Here is a 13,675-nt window from a genome sequence, read left to right on the forward strand (position 1 = left end):
TAATTTTGACCATACCTACCTCACATCCGTGGAAAGCTTAAAAATCAGGAATGTCCGGTGGTCCGGTTCATATACCCTAAGCGTGTTTATTTTTTAAATAAACTAACTTTTAGGAATATGCATAGAAGGTCTGTCACCCCGGCTCGCAGGGCGAGCCAGGACGCCGTGGCTGGTACACCGACAGGCTGCCTGCCGAGCCATGCGCATGCGCCTGGGCGATGCTCACGGTACGTGCCGGTGCCCAGCGGGAGTTGTTGCCCACGCGGTCTATCACGCAGTAGGTGACCTCCTGGCGGGCATCGTCGCCGGCTTCCAGGATCAGCGCCGAAGGCACCCACACTTGTACAGGCTGGCCCACCTCGTTGGCCTGGATGCGAGGCAGGTCCAGGCGCGCATCACCCCAGCGCAGGGTGATTGCATCACCGGCGGCCATGTTCAGGTATGGCTCGATGGTCAACGGTACGCCCCGGCGAATCTGGCTGGGGTTGACGCCATGGCGGCGGATGGTTTCAGGCAGGTCGACGGGGGCCAGACTCTGGTTTTCTTCACCGCATAGCACCGAGGGCTGGCCGCCTGGGCAAGCGGTCTTGACCTGCACGCGGGTGATCAGGGAACGTGCCGGTCCGCGCCCCACCTGCATGACCCGGTAATGAACCCGCGCGGCGCCATTTTGCACAAAGCTCTCCGGCACTCGCAGACTGCTGGGTTGGCCGATATCGGCGGTACTCACGCGCTTGGAGGCGGCAAAGCAGTTGTTCCAGAACAGCTCGATCAAGTCGCCCTTGCCCATGTCCGGATAGGGGGCGATATCGACCTGCAAATGGGTAGCGGCCTGCGCATTGATACCTTGTTTGATGGCCTGGGGCAGTGTCGGCGCGGCGAGCATGGCCAGGGGGCGGATGTACGTCATAAATAATCTCCTTGATGCAGCCAGCAGCAATCGTTCCGAACCTCAGGGATGGGGTTCGAAAGGAACGATTTTTTGAAAAGCCAGGATAGGATCCAATCCTCTGGGCCTTAGATAAGAGGGTTGGCCGGAGGGCGTCAATGGCGGCAAAAGGCTAAACGGCGGGTTTGGGATTATTCAGAAGGGTCTTACTGAGAGGGGTTTTAAAGGCGGGATCGGGTGGGGTGCTTTTCTATGTGAGTAGCGCCAATCCCTGTAGGAGCGAGCTTGCTCGCGAAGAACGCCCAGACGACACGGTTAATCTGATTCTGCGCGTTATCGTTGACGTTTTTCGCGAGCAAGCTCGCTCCTACAGTAGGCCAGGGTTGTTTTAGTGGGTGAGGAATTTGCTGAGGAACTGCCGGGTCCGTTCCTCCCTGGGGTTGGCAAACAACGCCTTGGCTTCGCCTTGCTCGACGATCACACCCTTGTCGAAAAAGATCACCCGGTTGGCTACATCCCGCGCAAAGCTCATTTCGTGGGTGACGATGACCATGGTGCGATTCTCTTCAGCGAGGCTGCGGATGGTCGCCAGCACTTCACCGACCAACTCCGGGTCGAGGGCCGAGGTCGGCTCATCGAACAGGATCACTTCAGGCTCCATCGCCAACGCACGGGCAATGGCCACCCGCTGCTGCTGGCCACCGGACAGGCGCCGGGGGTAGGCGTCTTCCTTGCCTGCAAGGCCGACCTTGGCCAGCAGTGCGCGACCCAGGCGGTCGGCCGCTTCGCGCGGCATCTTCTTGACCACCAGCGGGCCTTCGATGACGTTTTCCAGCGCGGTGCGATGGGGGAACAGGTTGAAGCTCTGGAATACAAAACCTACGTGCTGGCGCAGGCGCCGTACCAGGCTCTGTTGCTGGTTGAGCGGGCGGCTGCTGTCGATCTCGATGTCGCCCACCTTGATCCGGCCGCTTGTAGGTTCTTCGAGGAAATTCAGGCAGCGCAGGAAGGTAGTCTTGCCAGAACCGCTGGGGCCGATGATGGCGACGACTTCGCCTTCCTTGACCTCCAGGTCGATCCCGTTGAGCACCACCTGACCTTTGAATTGTTTGGTCAGTTTTTCAACCACGATCATGCTTCAAGACTCCAGGTCATGCCGGTTGACCCGGTCTTCCAGGCGATTCTGAAAATGCGCCAGGATGCTTGCCAGGACCCAGTAGATCAGGGCCGCAGACAGGTACATGGTGAAAATTTCAAAGGTGCGCGCAGACACCAGTTGGGCTTGGCGGAACAACTCGGGCACCTGGATGGTAGCGGCCAGCGCCGTGTCCTTGACCAGCGAAATAAAGCTGTTGCCCAAAGGTGGCAGGGCCGTGCGCATCGCCTGCGGCAGAATGGCCCGGCGCAGGGTCTGCGCGCGGGTCATGCCGATACTGGCGGCAGCTTCCCACTGGCCACGCTCGATGGAACCGATGGCGGCGCGCAGGATTTCACAGGCGTAGGCGGCCATGTTCAGCGAAAAGCCGATCATCGCCGCCGGGATCGGATCCAGCTCGATCCCCACTTGCGGCAAGCCGTAGTAGATCAAGAACAGCTGCACCAGCAACGGCGTGCCGCGAAAGAACGACACGTACACCCGGGCGGTCCAGCTCAAGAGCTTGAAGCGCGACAGGCGCATCAAGGCCAGGCCGAAGCCCAGCAGCAAGCCGAAGAACATCCCGCCGAGGCTGAGGATCACCGTGTAATACGCGCCCTTGAGCAGAAAGGGCGCGGAGTCGAGCGCGAGTTGGAAACCTGCTTCCATTATTGAGTGACGTCAGCGTTGAAGTATTTCTCGGACAGCTTCTTCAAGCTGCCGTTGGCGCGCAGTTTGTCGAGAGCCTGGTTGACCGCTTCGAGCAGTTCAGGCTCGCCTTTGCGCAGCGCAATCCCGGCTTCCTGGCGCGAGAAGGCATCACCGGCAGCGGCGGTGTCCTTGGCTTTCTTGGCATATTCCAGGGCCGCCAGGCGGTCGATCAGAATCGCGTCGATACGGCCGATGCGCAGGTCCTGGAACTTGGTCGGGTCGTCGTTATAGGTCTTGATGATGGCTTTGGGTTGATTGTCCTTGAGCCATTGTTCGTAGTTGGTGCCCAGGCCTACCCCGACTTTCTTGCCGGCCAGGTCGTCGGCGGTCTTGATGGTGTCGACGTTTTTCGCCAGGGTCAGGGCCTGGATCCCGGAGACGGTGTAGGGCTTGGAGAAATCGTACTTTTTCTGGCGCTCTTCGGAGATCGTCACCTGGTTGACCACGGCGTCGAGGCGCTTGGATTCCAGTGCGGCGAGGATGCCGTCCCATGGGGTGGCTTGCAGCTTGACCTTGACGCCCAGCTCCTTGGCCAGGGCTTCGGACAACTCGACCTCAAAGCCGCTGAGTTTGCCGCTTTCATCAACGAAGCTGAACGGTGGGTAGGTGCCTTCCAGGCCGATCTTGATCTCGCCGGCCTTCTTGATCTTGTCCAGTTGCTCGCCGGCAACCGCCTGGCCCAGCAACCCGGCGCCAAGGGCCAGGCCCAACGTGCCAACCAGCAATGTGCGACGCAATACAGAAATAGTCATGACAAGCCCCTGTGTTTTTTATGGTGTGCGAAGCAGGTGACGCAGTGGTCGTATCCTGCCCTAAAAACGCGGTGTGTGGGAGCGCGACTATAGGGCGGGTTTTAAAGTGTTAAAAATAATATAAATTAAGTTTTATATTCTATTAAGGAATATGAATTCGATGAAAATTCAATTGTGAGAGCGGACATGCCTCCCGTCAGAACAATGAGTCATAGGCAAACAACGCCGGCGCCCCGCCGGTGTGCAGGAAGATGATCGGGCCGTCCTCGAATGCCCCGCGCCCGATACCATCAAGCAACCCCGCCATCGCCTTGCCGGTGTACACCGGGTCGAGCAACAGGCCTTCCTGGCTCGCCAGCAGCTTGATTGCCGCCAGGGTGCCAGCGTTGGGTTCGCCGTAGCGTGGGGCAAAGTATTCGTCCCACAGAATCACCTTGAACGCGTCGGGTACATCCACCCCCAGCAATTGCGCCGTCCGCTCGGCCAGGCCCTGCACTTTGGGCCGTTGCGCTTCGTCGGTGCGCGATACCGTGACGCCAATCACCGGCAAGTCCGGCAGCGCTTCACTCAACGCCAGTGCCAGGCCGCTGTGGGTGCCAGCGCTACCAGAGGCCAGGACCACCGCCGCGAACTGCAGGCCGCTGTCTTTGATCTGCCCGGCCAGTTCCAGGCCGGCGCGCACATAACCCAGGGCGCCCAGGGCGTTGGAACCGCCGATAGGCACCAGGTATGGCTTTTTGCCGTTGTTGCGCAGGCGTTCGGCCAGGGCGTCGAGTTGCTCGTCGGCGTTGTCCAGGTTTTCGACCTGTTCGACTTTGGCGTCGAACAGCTCTACCAACAAGCGGTTGCCATTGCCCAGGTAGTTGGGGTCGTCGGTGCCCGTGGGGTTTTCCAGCAGGGCGATACACCCCAGGCCCAGCTTGGCCGCGAGGGCGGCGGTCTGGCGCACATGGTTGGACTGGATAGCACCGGCGGTGATCAGCGTGTCGGCGCCCTGGGCCAGGGCATCGGCGGCGAGGTATTCGAGCTTGCGCAGCTTGTTGCCGCCCATGGCCAGCGGCGTGGTGTCGTCACGCTTGATGTAGATATCACGGCCCAGCCAGGTCGACAGTCGTTCGAGTTTTTCCAGGGCGGTGGCGCCACCCAGCAGTTCCAGACGATTAAAACGGTCGAGCTGTTGTTTGATCATGGTTACGCACGAGTCATAGGAGATGGGAAGGACTATAGGCAGGGCTTTTTGCGCGGGCAACCTTCAGTTGCTTATGCCAAATGGTTATTAGCAATGCACCATTGGTTCTTAATGGCGACCCGGTGGCATATCGTAAAGTGATGGCCATTACGTCAGGAGTGAATATCGTGAGCGAGCGTTCCAGTCATTGGCAATTACAGACCATCGTCAGCCAGTTGCGAGGCGCCCGGGATCAGTGGCGTACCCGCAACGGGCGGGTCAGCGGCGAGCAGGGTGGTCGTGAATTACCTTCCCGTGAGGCGGTGGCGCAGATTCTTGAAGCGTTGTGTGGCGCACTGTTCCCCATGCGCCTGGGGCCGGTGGATTTGCGCGAAGAAAGTGAGGACTTCTATGTCGGCCATACCCTCGACGTGGCCTTGAATGCCTTGCTCACCCAGGCCCGCCTGGAGTTGCGTTATGCCGCACGCCAGGGTGGCGAAGCCGACAATCAGGTCGATGCGCTGGCCATCCGCTTGATCCAGGACTTTGCCCTGGCCTTGCCGGCACTGCGCAGCCTGTTGGATACCGATGTGCTGGCGGCCTATCACGGCGACCCGGCCGCACGCAGTGTGGATGAGGTATTGCTGTGCTATCCGGGGATCCTGGCGGTGATCCACCATCGCCTGGCCCACCATTTGTATCGTGCCGGGTTACCGCTGTTGGCACGGATCAGCGCGGAAATCGCGCATTCGGCCACCGGCATCGACATTCACCCAGGCGCGCAGATCGGCCCGAGTTTCTTTATCGACCACGGTACGGGCGTGGTGATTGGCGAGACGGCGATCATTGGCGAGCGAGTACGCATTTACCAGGCGGTGACCCTGGGCGCCAAGCGTTTCCCGGCAGACGAAGATGGGCAGTTGCAGAAGGGCCACCCGCGCCACCCGATTGTCGAGGACGATGTGGTGATCTATGCCGGGGCGACGATCCTGGGGCGGATCACCATCGGCAAGGGCTCGACCATTGGCGGCAATGTGTGGCTGACCCGCAGCGTGCCGGCGGGGGCGAACATCACGCAGGCGAATTTGCAGCATGATGACGGTACGCAGAAGTAGTGTTGCGAGCGCATCATTCAGGACAATGAAGACCCAAATGTGGGAGCGAGCAAGCCCGCTCCCACATTTGCCTGTATTCCAAATTCAATCAGTAAATGCTGAACGTTTTGCCTTTCCCACCCGTCATACCCTTCCTTGAGCTAGTGTAGGAATTACCTACCACTCAGCCCTGCGATTAGTCCCAGACCACCTATCCATGTTTAACTTGAACGTTCGTTCAAGTTAAACCGGTGGTTCGCTGCCCGCTCACAACAGGAGGCTTACCTTTGCTGAGTCCGTTTTTTACAGCCACATCCGACCCCATCGAGGTGCACCGTTCATGAGTGCATCCTCTACCCCTTCAAGCGGCCTGGTGCGCATGAATGCGCCGGTTTTTTACTTCGCCGCGAGTTTCATCCTGCTATTTGGCCTCACCGTCATCGCGATCCCCGAACAGGCCGGTGCCTGGTTGCTGGCCGCGCAAAACTGGGCGGCCAATACGGTTGGCTGGTACTACATGCTGGCGATGACCCTGTATCTGGTCTTCGTGGTGGTCACCGCGCTGTCTGGCTACGGCAAGATCAAACTCGGTGCCGACCACGACGAGCCCGAATTCAGTTACCTGTCCTGGGCCGGCATGCTGTTCGCCGCCGGGATCAGCATCACGCTGTTTTTCTTCTGCGTCTCGGAGCCGTTGACCCACCTGGTGCAACCGCCTCAGGGTGAAGCCTTGAATGCCGATGCGGCGCGCCAGGCCATGCAGGTGCTGTTCCTGCATTGGGGGCTGCATGGCTGGGGCGTGTTTGCGTTTGTCGGCATGGCCCTGGCGTATTTCGCCTATCGACATAACTTGCCGCTGGCCCTGCGCTCGGCGCTGTACCCGCTGATCGGCAAGCGCATCAACGGCCCCATCGGCTATGCGGTGGACGGCTTTGGCATTATCGCCACGGTGTTCGGCCTGGGCGCTGACATGGGCTTTGGGGTGTTGCACCTCAATTCTGGCCTGGACTACCTGTTCGGCATCGCCCACACCCAATGGATCCAGGTCGGCCTGATCACCCTGATGATGGGCGCGGCGATCCTGGTGGCCATCGCCGGGGTCGACAAGGGCGTGCGGGTCATGTCCGATATCAACATGTTGCTGGCCTGTGCGTTGTTGCTGTTTGTGCTGTTCGCAGGCCCCACCCAGCATTTGCTCAACACCTTGATCCAGAACCTGGGCGACTACCTCGGCGCGTTGCCAACCAAGAGTTTTGACGTCTACGCCTACAACGAACCCAGCGACTGGCTTGGCGGTTGGACCGTGTTCTACTGGGCCTGGTGGATTGCATGGTCGCCGTTCGTGGGTCTGTTTATCGCACGCATTTCCCGTGGCCGGACCATCCGTGAGTTCGTCTTTGGCGTGCTGCTGATCCCGCTGGGCTTCACCCTGGCCTGGATGTCGATCTTCGGCAACAGCGCCATTGACCAGGTACTCAACCATGGGATGGCTGCGCTGGGTCAGTCGGCCATCGACAATCCATCGATGAGCCTCTACCTGCTGCTGGAAACCTATCCCTGGAGCAAGACCGTGATTGCGGTCACGGTGTTTATCAGCTTCGTGTTCTTCGTCACCTCGGCCGACTCCGGCACCGTGGTGCTGTCGACCCTGTCGTCCAAGGGCGGCAACGCCGATGAAGACGGGCCGAAGTGGCTACGGGTGTTCTGGGGCGCGATGACGGCGCTGGTGACCAGCGCCTTGCTGTTCGCCGGCAGCATCGATTCGCTCAAGTCAGCGGTGGTGCTGACCTCGCTGCCGTTCTCGTTGATCCTGCTGTTGATGATGTTAGGGCTGCACAAGGCGTTCTACCTCGAATCGCAGAAGCAGATCGCGCGGATGCATTCCCTGACACCCGTCTCGGCGGCTTCACGCAGAGGCCGTGGCGGCTGGCGCCAGCGCTTGAGCCAGGCAGTGCATTTCCCCTCGCGCGATGAGGTGTACCGCTTCCTTGAAACCACGGTGCGCCCGGCGATTGAAGAAGTGACTGCGGTGTTTGTCGAGAAGGGCCTGAACGTCGTCACCCAGCCTGACCCGGCCAACGACAGCGTCAGCCTGGAGATCGGCCACGGTGAAGAGCGTCCGTTTATCTACCAGGTGCAAATGCGCGGGTACTTCACGCCGTCCTTTGCCCTCGGTGGGCTGGGCTCCAAGGCCATCAACAACCGTCGCTATTACCGGGCGGAAGTGCACTTGAGCGAGGGCAGCCAGGACTATGACCTGGTGGGCTACACCAAGGAGCAGATCATCAACGACATCCTTGACCAGTACGAACGGCACTTGCAGTTCCTGCATCTGGTTCGCTGAACAAACTGTAGGAGCGAGCTTGCTCGCGAAGATCGTCAACGATAACGCGGGGCATCTGATGCCCCGCAGCGTCCTTGGGTTTTTCGCGAGCAAGCTCGCTCCTACAAGGGTTTGTTAGAAGGGCACGTCGCCGAGGATTGTCGCCCGATGCATCACCCGCCGCTGTGGCCGGTAGTCATCCACCGCGTAGTGCTGGGTCACGCGGTTGTCCCAGAAGGCTACGTCGTTGGCCTGCCAGCGCCAGCGAATGGAGAATTCCGGGCGGGTGGCGTGGGCGAACAGCAGTTTGAGAATGGCCTCGCTTTCGGCCGGTTCCAGTTCATTGATCTTGCTGGTGAAGCCGTCGCTGACAAACAGCGATTTGCGCCCGCTGACCGGGTGGGTGCGGATCACCGGGTGTGACAGTGGCGGGTTTTTTCTACGTGCTTCTTCCCAACGGGCCAGGTCTTCGGCGCTGTTGCCGTAACGCTCCAGCGGGAAGGAACGAGTGAAGTCGTGGGTCGCCGTCAGGCCGGTCAAAAAGCCCTTCATCGGTTCCGACAACGCCTCAAAGGCCGCGATGCCGCTGGCCCACAAGGTGTCACCGCCAAAGCTCGGCAGCAGCTTGGCGCTGAGCACGGCGCCCAGGGCCGGAGTGGGCAGGAAGGTCACGTCGGTATGCCAGATGGCGTTGTCGCGCACGTCGGTGACGGCGGTGTCGAGGATCAGCACTTCGGGTTGTTCCGGCACGTTGGGGTAGATCGGGTGAATGTGCAGGTCACCGAAGTTTGCCGCGAAGCGCGCCTGTTGCTGCGGGGTGATCGGCTGGTCGCGAAAGAACAGCACCGAATGCTGGAGCAGCGCCTGCTCGATGGCGTCGCGCTGCTCGACGTTCAGTGGTTGGGAAATATCGACGCCACTGATCTGGGCGCCCAGGGCGGTGCTTAAAGGGGTAACGGTCAGGCGGCTCATGCTGTTCTCGCAAATGTCGGGCGCCGAGATGCCGGCGTAGTCAGTGCTGTTGTTATTCAGTGGGCCTGGCCATGCCATGGCACCAGTTTGCGTTGCAGGGCGCGCAGGCCCATTTCCATGGCGAAGGCAATCAGGGCGATGACCAGGATCCCCAGCACCACCACATCGGTGACCAAAAACTGCGCCGCTGACTGCACCATGAACCCCAGGCCGCTGGTGGCGGCGATCAGTTCGGCGGCGACCAGGGTCGACCAGCCCACCCCCAGGCCGATCCGCACGCCGGTGAGGATATCGGGCAGGGCGCTGGGCAGGATCACATGGCGGATCAACTGCGCCCGTGTTGCGCCCAGGGACTGCGCTGCGCGCAATTTGGCCGGGTCGACGGTACGTACGCCAGTGGCGGTAGCGATGGCAATCGGGGCGAAGATCGCCAGGTAGATCAGCAGCACTTTGGACAGTTCGCCAATGCCGCACCAGATCACGATCAGCGGCAGGTAGGCCAGCGGTGGAATCGGGCGGTAGAACTCGATCAGCGGGTCGAGAATGCCACGGGCGATACGGTTGGCGCCGATAGCAATGCCGACCGGCACGGCGGTCAGTACCGCAAAACCCAGGCCCAGGCCGATGCGCCCGAGGCTGGCACCCAGGTGCTGCCAGAGGGTGGAGTCCATGTAACCACTGGTTGCCAGCAGCCAGCCTTTTTGCAATACGGCCGACGGTGGTGGCAGGAACAGCGGCTCAATCAGCCCGCTGGCAGTCACGGCCCACCAGAGCGCCAGCAGGGCAACCAGGGTCAGCACGCTTATCCAGCGCGTGCTCAGGCTGCGGCGTAGCGGCAGGGCGGTTGGGGTGACGGCAGTGGCCGGGATTTCATAACTGCTCATGCGTACACCTGCCGTTGTGAGAACACTTTGCCCAGCACGTGCTCGCGGGTTTCGATAAACCGTGGGTCGGACTTGATCGCGCGTGCCGACTCGCCAGCGGCGTAACGCTGACCGAAGTCGAGGCTCAGGCGCTCGACGATTTGCCCGGGGTTGGGGGCCAGCAGAATCAGGTCGGTGGCGAGAAATACCGCTTCTTCGATGTCGTGAGTGATCAGGAACACCGGCTTGGCCGTACGCCGCCACACTTGCAGCAGCAGCTCTTGCATCTGTTCACGGGTAAAGGCATCGAGGGCGCCGAAGGGTTCGTCCATCAGCAATACCCGTGGGTCGGCGGCGAGTGCGCGGGCCAGGCCCACGCGTTGTTTCTGGCCCCCGGACAGTTGCCAGATGCGTCGGCTATCAAAGCCCGCCAGGTCCACCAGCGCGAGCATTTCACGGGCGCGGGCTTGTCGCTGGGCCTTGTGCACGCCGGCCAGTTCCAGGCCGAAGCCGACATTGGTCAGCACATCCTGCCAGGGCAGCAAGGCATCGTCCTGGAACACTACGCCACGCTCGGCACTCGGGCCTTTGACGGGTACGCCGTCGAGGGTGATGCGCCCGGCGCTGGGTTCGACGAAACCGGCAATCAGGTTCAACAGCGAAGTCTTGCCACTGCCGGAGGGGCCGAGGGCCACCAGCAATTGCTGGGGCCCAAGCGTCAGGGAAATATCCGCCAGCACGGGCGTGCTCGCGCCTGGGTACTGTGCGCTGATGCGCTCCAGCTGTAGCAAGGCCATCGCGGTGAACTCCTGATCAGTTAGTGATGAACTTGGCGCTGACGTAAGGGGCGTAGTCCGGCAGCACGGCCTCGACCTTGCCTTGTTCCTTGAGGAACGCGGCGGTGTCGGTCACCGCCTTGGTGGTCGGGGCGCCGAGCAACGTCACCTGGTCGGCGGCCAGCGGGTAGACGTTGCCTTGCAGCAGCAGCGCAATGTCACTGGCCTTGGCGCCGGAGAGCTTCACCAGTTTCTCGACGTTGCCCTTGTCGGCCAGCCAGGCTTGTGGGTCTTTGCGGTATTGGGCGTAGGCATCGAGGGTGACTTTGGCGAAGGCGCTGACGATTTCCGGGTGTTTCTCGGCGAAGTCCTTACGCACGATCCAGGCATCGAAGGTCGGTGCGCCGAACTTGGCCAGCTCGCCGGAGGTGATCAGCACCTTGCCGTTTTCCTTGGCCACGCCCAGGGCCGGGTCCCAGACGTAGGTGGCGTCGATATCGCCACGCTTCCACGCCGCGATGATGGCCGGCGGGGCGAGGTTGAGCACGGTGACTTTTGACGGATCGATGTTCCAGTGTTTCAGCGCGGCCAACAGGCTGTAGTGGCCGGTGGATACGAACGGCACGGCGATTTTCTTGCCGATCAGGTCCTGCGGGCTGTTGATCCCGGAACCGTTGCGCGCCACCAGGGCTTCGGCGCCACCGATCTGGGTCGCCACGAGGAAGGTCTGCACCGGGACTTTGCGGGTGATGGCTGCGGTCAGCGGGCTGGAACCGAGATAGCCGATTTGCACGTCGCCGGAAGCGATGGCGGCGATGATATCGGCGCCATTGTCGAATTTGCGCCAGTCGATCTTGGCGTTGGTGGCTTTTTCATAAGCGCCGTCGGCCTGGGCGACTTTGGCCGGGTCAACGGTGGTCTGGTAGGCGATGGTCACGTCGGCCGCATGGGCAAACAGACTGGCGCCGGCCAGGGACAGGGCCGCCAGGAGGCGAAAGGGGGCAGGCAGTTTCATGGGAAAGCTCCTCATCAGGCGGCCGAGGGTCGGCGAGTGAGGAGACTAAATGATCTAAGAATCCGAAAATAAATAACATTTTCGAATTAGCTTATGTAGGAGCGAGCTTGCTCGCGAAAAACGTTAACGATGACACGTTCGGCTTGGATAAACGCGGCGTGCTTGAGTTTTTCGCGAGCAAGCTCGCTCCTACAAAGGGAGTGTCAGTTACTGATCGCCAGGATGCTGGCCTGGTACGAACCGACAAACACATCGAAATCGCCCACTTCGTTCTGCTCAAGCTCCGCCTGTTGTGCCAGGGAACTGCGCGCCAGCTCTTCAAAGCGTGCTTGTTCGTCCGCCGGCAACGGCTCGTTACGGAAGTGCTCGGCATGCACCTGGCTCTGGCGCAGGGAGAACTGGGCAAAGCTCTCCTTGTGCTCGCGCATGGTCGCCAGCACCTGAGCCGAGGGGGTCAGGGACGGGTCCTGGATCTTCGCCAGCTGGGCATCCAGCGCCTGGCTGTGCTCATTGATGCCATGGCTCTGGTCCAGCAGCGCGGCCAGCGGGGCGATTTTCTCCAGCAGTTCGGCAGCCCATTCCTTCATCTCCACGGCTTGGCCGCGACGCTGCAATTGCAGGCCCGGGCGCCGGCCTTCCTTGACCACACTGAGAAAGTTCGATGTGGCGTTGCCGCACTCGCTGTTTTCGAACAACGGGCTGTCATTCAGTGCGCAATACAACAGGAATGCATCGAGGAAGCGCGATTCCGGCAAATCGATGCCCATCGGCAGGAACGGGTTGATGTCCAGGCAGCGCACTTCGATGTACTGGATGCCACGGGCCATCAGCGCCTGGATCGGCCGCTCGCCGGTGTAGGTCACGCGCTTGGGGCGGATGTTGGAGTAGTACTCGTTTTCGATCTGCAGGATGTTGGTGTTGAGCTGTACCCATTCACCGTCCTTGTGGGTGCCGACTTCGACGTAAGGTGCGTAAGGCGTTGCCACCGCTTCGCGCAGGCTGTCGGTGTAGCTGGCCAGATCGTTGTAGCAAGGGGTCAGGCCGGCCTGGGCGTTGCTCTGGTAACCCAGGTCGCTCATGCGCAGGCTGGTGGCATACGGCAGGTACAGGGTGTCGGCATCGAACTGTTCAAGCTGATGGGAACGCCCGCGCAAAAAGCCCGCATCCAGGGCCGGCGAGGCACCGAACAGGTACATCAGCAGCCAGCTGTAGCGACGGAAATTACGGATCAGCGCGATATAAGCCGTGGACTGGTAGTCACGGTCGGTGCCCACGAAACCTTCGGTTTCCTTGAGCAACGGCCACAGTTCTTCTGGCAGGGAAAAGTTGTAGTGGATCCCTGCGATGCACTGCATGGTCTTGCCGTAACGCAGGGCCAGGCCCTTGCGATACACGTACTTGAGCTGTCCGATGTTGGAGGTGCCGTAATAGGCAATCGGAATATCTTCCTCGGCCGGCAACGGGCACGGCATCGATGGACTCCACAGGTACTCGTTGCCGAGCTTGCTGTAGGCAAAACGGTGAATTCGATCGAGGCTGCGCAGGGTGTCTGCCGGGTTGGGCAGCGCCGGGGTGATGAACTCCAGCAGCGACTCGGAATAGTCGGTGGTGATCGATTCATGGGTCAATGCTGCGCCCAGGGTCTCTGGATGCGGCGTTTGAGCCAGGCGACCTTCGCCGGTGACACGCAGGCATTCACGCTCGATGCCGTGCAGGCAGTGCTCAAGCAAAGAGAGGTGTTCGCGCTTGCCGAGCAGAGCCAGGCGGCGGTTGAGAAGTTCGCTCAAGTTGGATTCCTTCACGCGTCAGTCGCCCCAATATGGGGGTGGGCAAGACGGTCTACAAGGGTGAAGTTAAAACTGGCGTTATCGCCTGGTTTTTGAGCCGGAATAACCTGCTCTGAAAGTGCCGACTTCATTCCCTGAATGTGGCTATCGCGCAGGAAGAAAATTCCGACGCCGCTTTTGCAGCGCCGAA

At 60.8% G+C, this 13,675-nt stretch carries 12 protein-coding genes and 1 pseudogene; 3 read left to right on the plus strand and 10 right to left on the minus strand.

Going from position 1 to position 13,675, the window contains the following annotated elements; genetic code table 11:
• Positions 1-133: 133 nt before the first annotated feature.
• From BFQ03_RS27855 to BFQ03_RS27875, 5 genes are all read right to left on the minus strand, one after another.
• The gene (locus BFQ03_RS27855; protein WP_032856571.1) at positions 134-910 is read right to left on the minus strand and encodes a hypothetical protein; all 777 of its coding nucleotides are present in this window, start codon (positions 908-910) and stop codon (positions 134-136) included.
• A 367-nt stretch (positions 911-1,277) separates the two neighbouring features.
• The gene (tcyN, locus tag BFQ03_RS27860) at positions 1,278-2,024 is read right to left on the minus strand and encodes an L-cystine ABC transporter ATP-binding protein TcyN (RefSeq protein ID WP_032856572.1); all 747 of its coding nucleotides are present in this window, start codon (positions 2,022-2,024) and stop codon (positions 1,278-1,280) included.
• A gap of 3 nt (positions 2,025-2,027) precedes the next feature.
• Complete coding sequence (tcyL, locus tag BFQ03_RS27865) at positions 2,028-2,693, minus strand: cystine ABC transporter permease (RefSeq protein ID WP_029299561.1); 666 nt, start codon at positions 2,691-2,693, stop codon at positions 2,028-2,030.
• Positions 2,693-3,487, minus strand: coding sequence for a cystine ABC transporter substrate-binding protein (gene tcyJ, locus BFQ03_RS27870; protein WP_065944479.1), 795 nt, complete (start codon positions 3,485-3,487; stop codon positions 2,693-2,695). Before tcyJ ends, tcyL begins: the two co-directional genes overlap by 1 nt.
• 196 nt (positions 3,488-3,683) lie before the next feature.
• Positions 3,684-4,676 carry a D-cysteine desulfhydrase gene (locus BFQ03_RS27875; protein WP_065944480.1) on the minus strand — a complete coding sequence of 331 codons (993 nt, stop codon included), beginning with the start codon at positions 4,674-4,676 and terminating at the stop codon, positions 3,684-3,686.
• Positions 4,677-4,843: 167 nt separating this feature from the next.
• On the opposite strand from BFQ03_RS27875, the gene epsC reads away from it, so the two are divergent.
• The 3 genes and pseudogenes from epsC to BFQ03_RS31145 form a co-directional block, all read left to right on the plus strand.
• Positions 4,844-5,770, plus strand: a complete 927-nt coding sequence (gene epsC, locus BFQ03_RS27880; RefSeq protein ID WP_032856575.1) for a serine O-acetyltransferase EpsC — start codon at positions 4,844-4,846, stop codon at positions 5,768-5,770.
• Between the two features lie 358 nt (positions 5,771-6,128).
• Complete coding sequence (betT, locus tag BFQ03_RS27885) at positions 6,129-8,093, plus strand: choline transporter BetT (protein WP_167360839.1); 1,965 nt, start codon at positions 6,129-6,131, stop codon at positions 8,091-8,093.
• Positions 8,094-8,112: 19 nt separating this feature from the next.
• Positions 8,113-8,199, plus strand: a pseudogene (locus BFQ03_RS31145) (outer membrane lipoprotein carrier protein LolA); the annotation flags it as partial.
• An 8-nt stretch (positions 8,200-8,207) separates the two neighbouring features.
• Here BFQ03_RS31145 and tauD read toward each other — a convergent pair.
• The 5 genes from tauD to gshA form a co-directional block, all read right to left on the minus strand.
• The gene (gene tauD, locus BFQ03_RS27890) at positions 8,208-9,044 is read right to left on the minus strand and encodes a taurine dioxygenase (RefSeq protein ID WP_065944540.1); all 837 of its coding nucleotides are present in this window, start codon (positions 9,042-9,044) and stop codon (positions 8,208-8,210) included.
• Between the two features lie 56 nt (positions 9,045-9,100).
• Positions 9,101-9,928 (minus strand): taurine ABC transporter permease TauC, encoded by an 828-nt coding sequence (tauC, locus tag BFQ03_RS27895; protein ID WP_032856577.1) that lies wholly within the window; start codon positions 9,926-9,928, stop codon positions 9,101-9,103.
• Positions 9,925-10,704, minus strand: coding sequence for a taurine ABC transporter ATP-binding subunit (gene tauB / locus BFQ03_RS27900; protein ID WP_065944481.1), 780 nt, complete (start codon positions 10,702-10,704; stop codon positions 9,925-9,927). The genes tauC and tauB overlap by 4 nt, the downstream gene beginning before the upstream one ends.
• 16 nt (positions 10,705-10,720) lie before the next feature.
• Entirely contained in the window at positions 10,721-11,698 is a 978-nt protein-coding gene (gene tauA, locus BFQ03_RS27905; protein WP_065944482.1) for a taurine ABC transporter substrate-binding protein, read from the minus strand.
• 203 nt (positions 11,699-11,901) lie between these two features.
• The gene (gene gshA / locus BFQ03_RS27910) at positions 11,902-13,485 is read right to left on the minus strand and encodes a glutamate--cysteine ligase (protein WP_032856580.1); all 1,584 of its coding nucleotides are present in this window, start codon (positions 13,483-13,485) and stop codon (positions 11,902-11,904) included.
• Positions 13,486-13,675 lie beyond the last annotated feature (190 nt).

Source organism: Pseudomonas sp. 25 R 14, from assembly GCF_900004755.1.
GTDB classification, from domain to species: domain Bacteria; phylum Pseudomonadota; class Gammaproteobacteria; order Pseudomonadales; family Pseudomonadaceae; genus Aquipseudomonas; species Aquipseudomonas brenneri.

Coding starts and splice junctions, on each gene's coding strand:
- BFQ03_RS27855 (WP_032856571.1), bottom strand. CDS start 910: ATGACGTACATCCGCCCCCTGGCCATGCTCGCCGCGCCGACACTGCCC.
- tcyN (WP_032856572.1), bottom strand. CDS start 2,024: ATGATCGTGGTTGAAAAACTGACCAAACAATTCAAAGGTCAGGTGGTG.
- tcyL (WP_029299561.1), bottom strand. CDS start 2,693: ATGGAAGCAGGTTTCCAACTCGCGCTCGACTCCGCGCCCTTTCTGCTC.
- tcyJ (WP_065944479.1), bottom strand. CDS start 3,487: ATGACTATTTCTGTATTGCGTCGCACATTGCTGGTTGGCACGTTGGGC.
- BFQ03_RS27875 (WP_065944480.1), bottom strand. CDS start 4,676: ATGATCAAACAACAGCTCGACCGTTTTAATCGTCTGGAACTGCTGGGT.
- betT (WP_167360839.1), top strand. CDS start 6,129: ATGAATGCGCCGGTTTTTTACTTCGCCGCGAGTTTCATCCTGCTATTT.
- tauD (WP_065944540.1), bottom strand. CDS start 9,044: ATGAGCCGCCTGACCGTTACCCCTTTAAGCACCGCCCTGGGCGCCCAG.
- tauC (WP_032856577.1), bottom strand. CDS start 9,928: ATGAGCAGTTATGAAATCCCGGCCACTGCCGTCACCCCAACCGCCCTG.
- tauB (WP_065944481.1), bottom strand. CDS start 10,704: ATGGCCTTGCTACAGCTGGAGCGCATCAGCGCACAGTACCCAGGCGCG.
- tauA (WP_065944482.1), bottom strand. CDS start 11,698: ATGAAACTGCCTGCCCCCTTTCGCCTCCTGGCGGCCCTGTCCCTGGCC.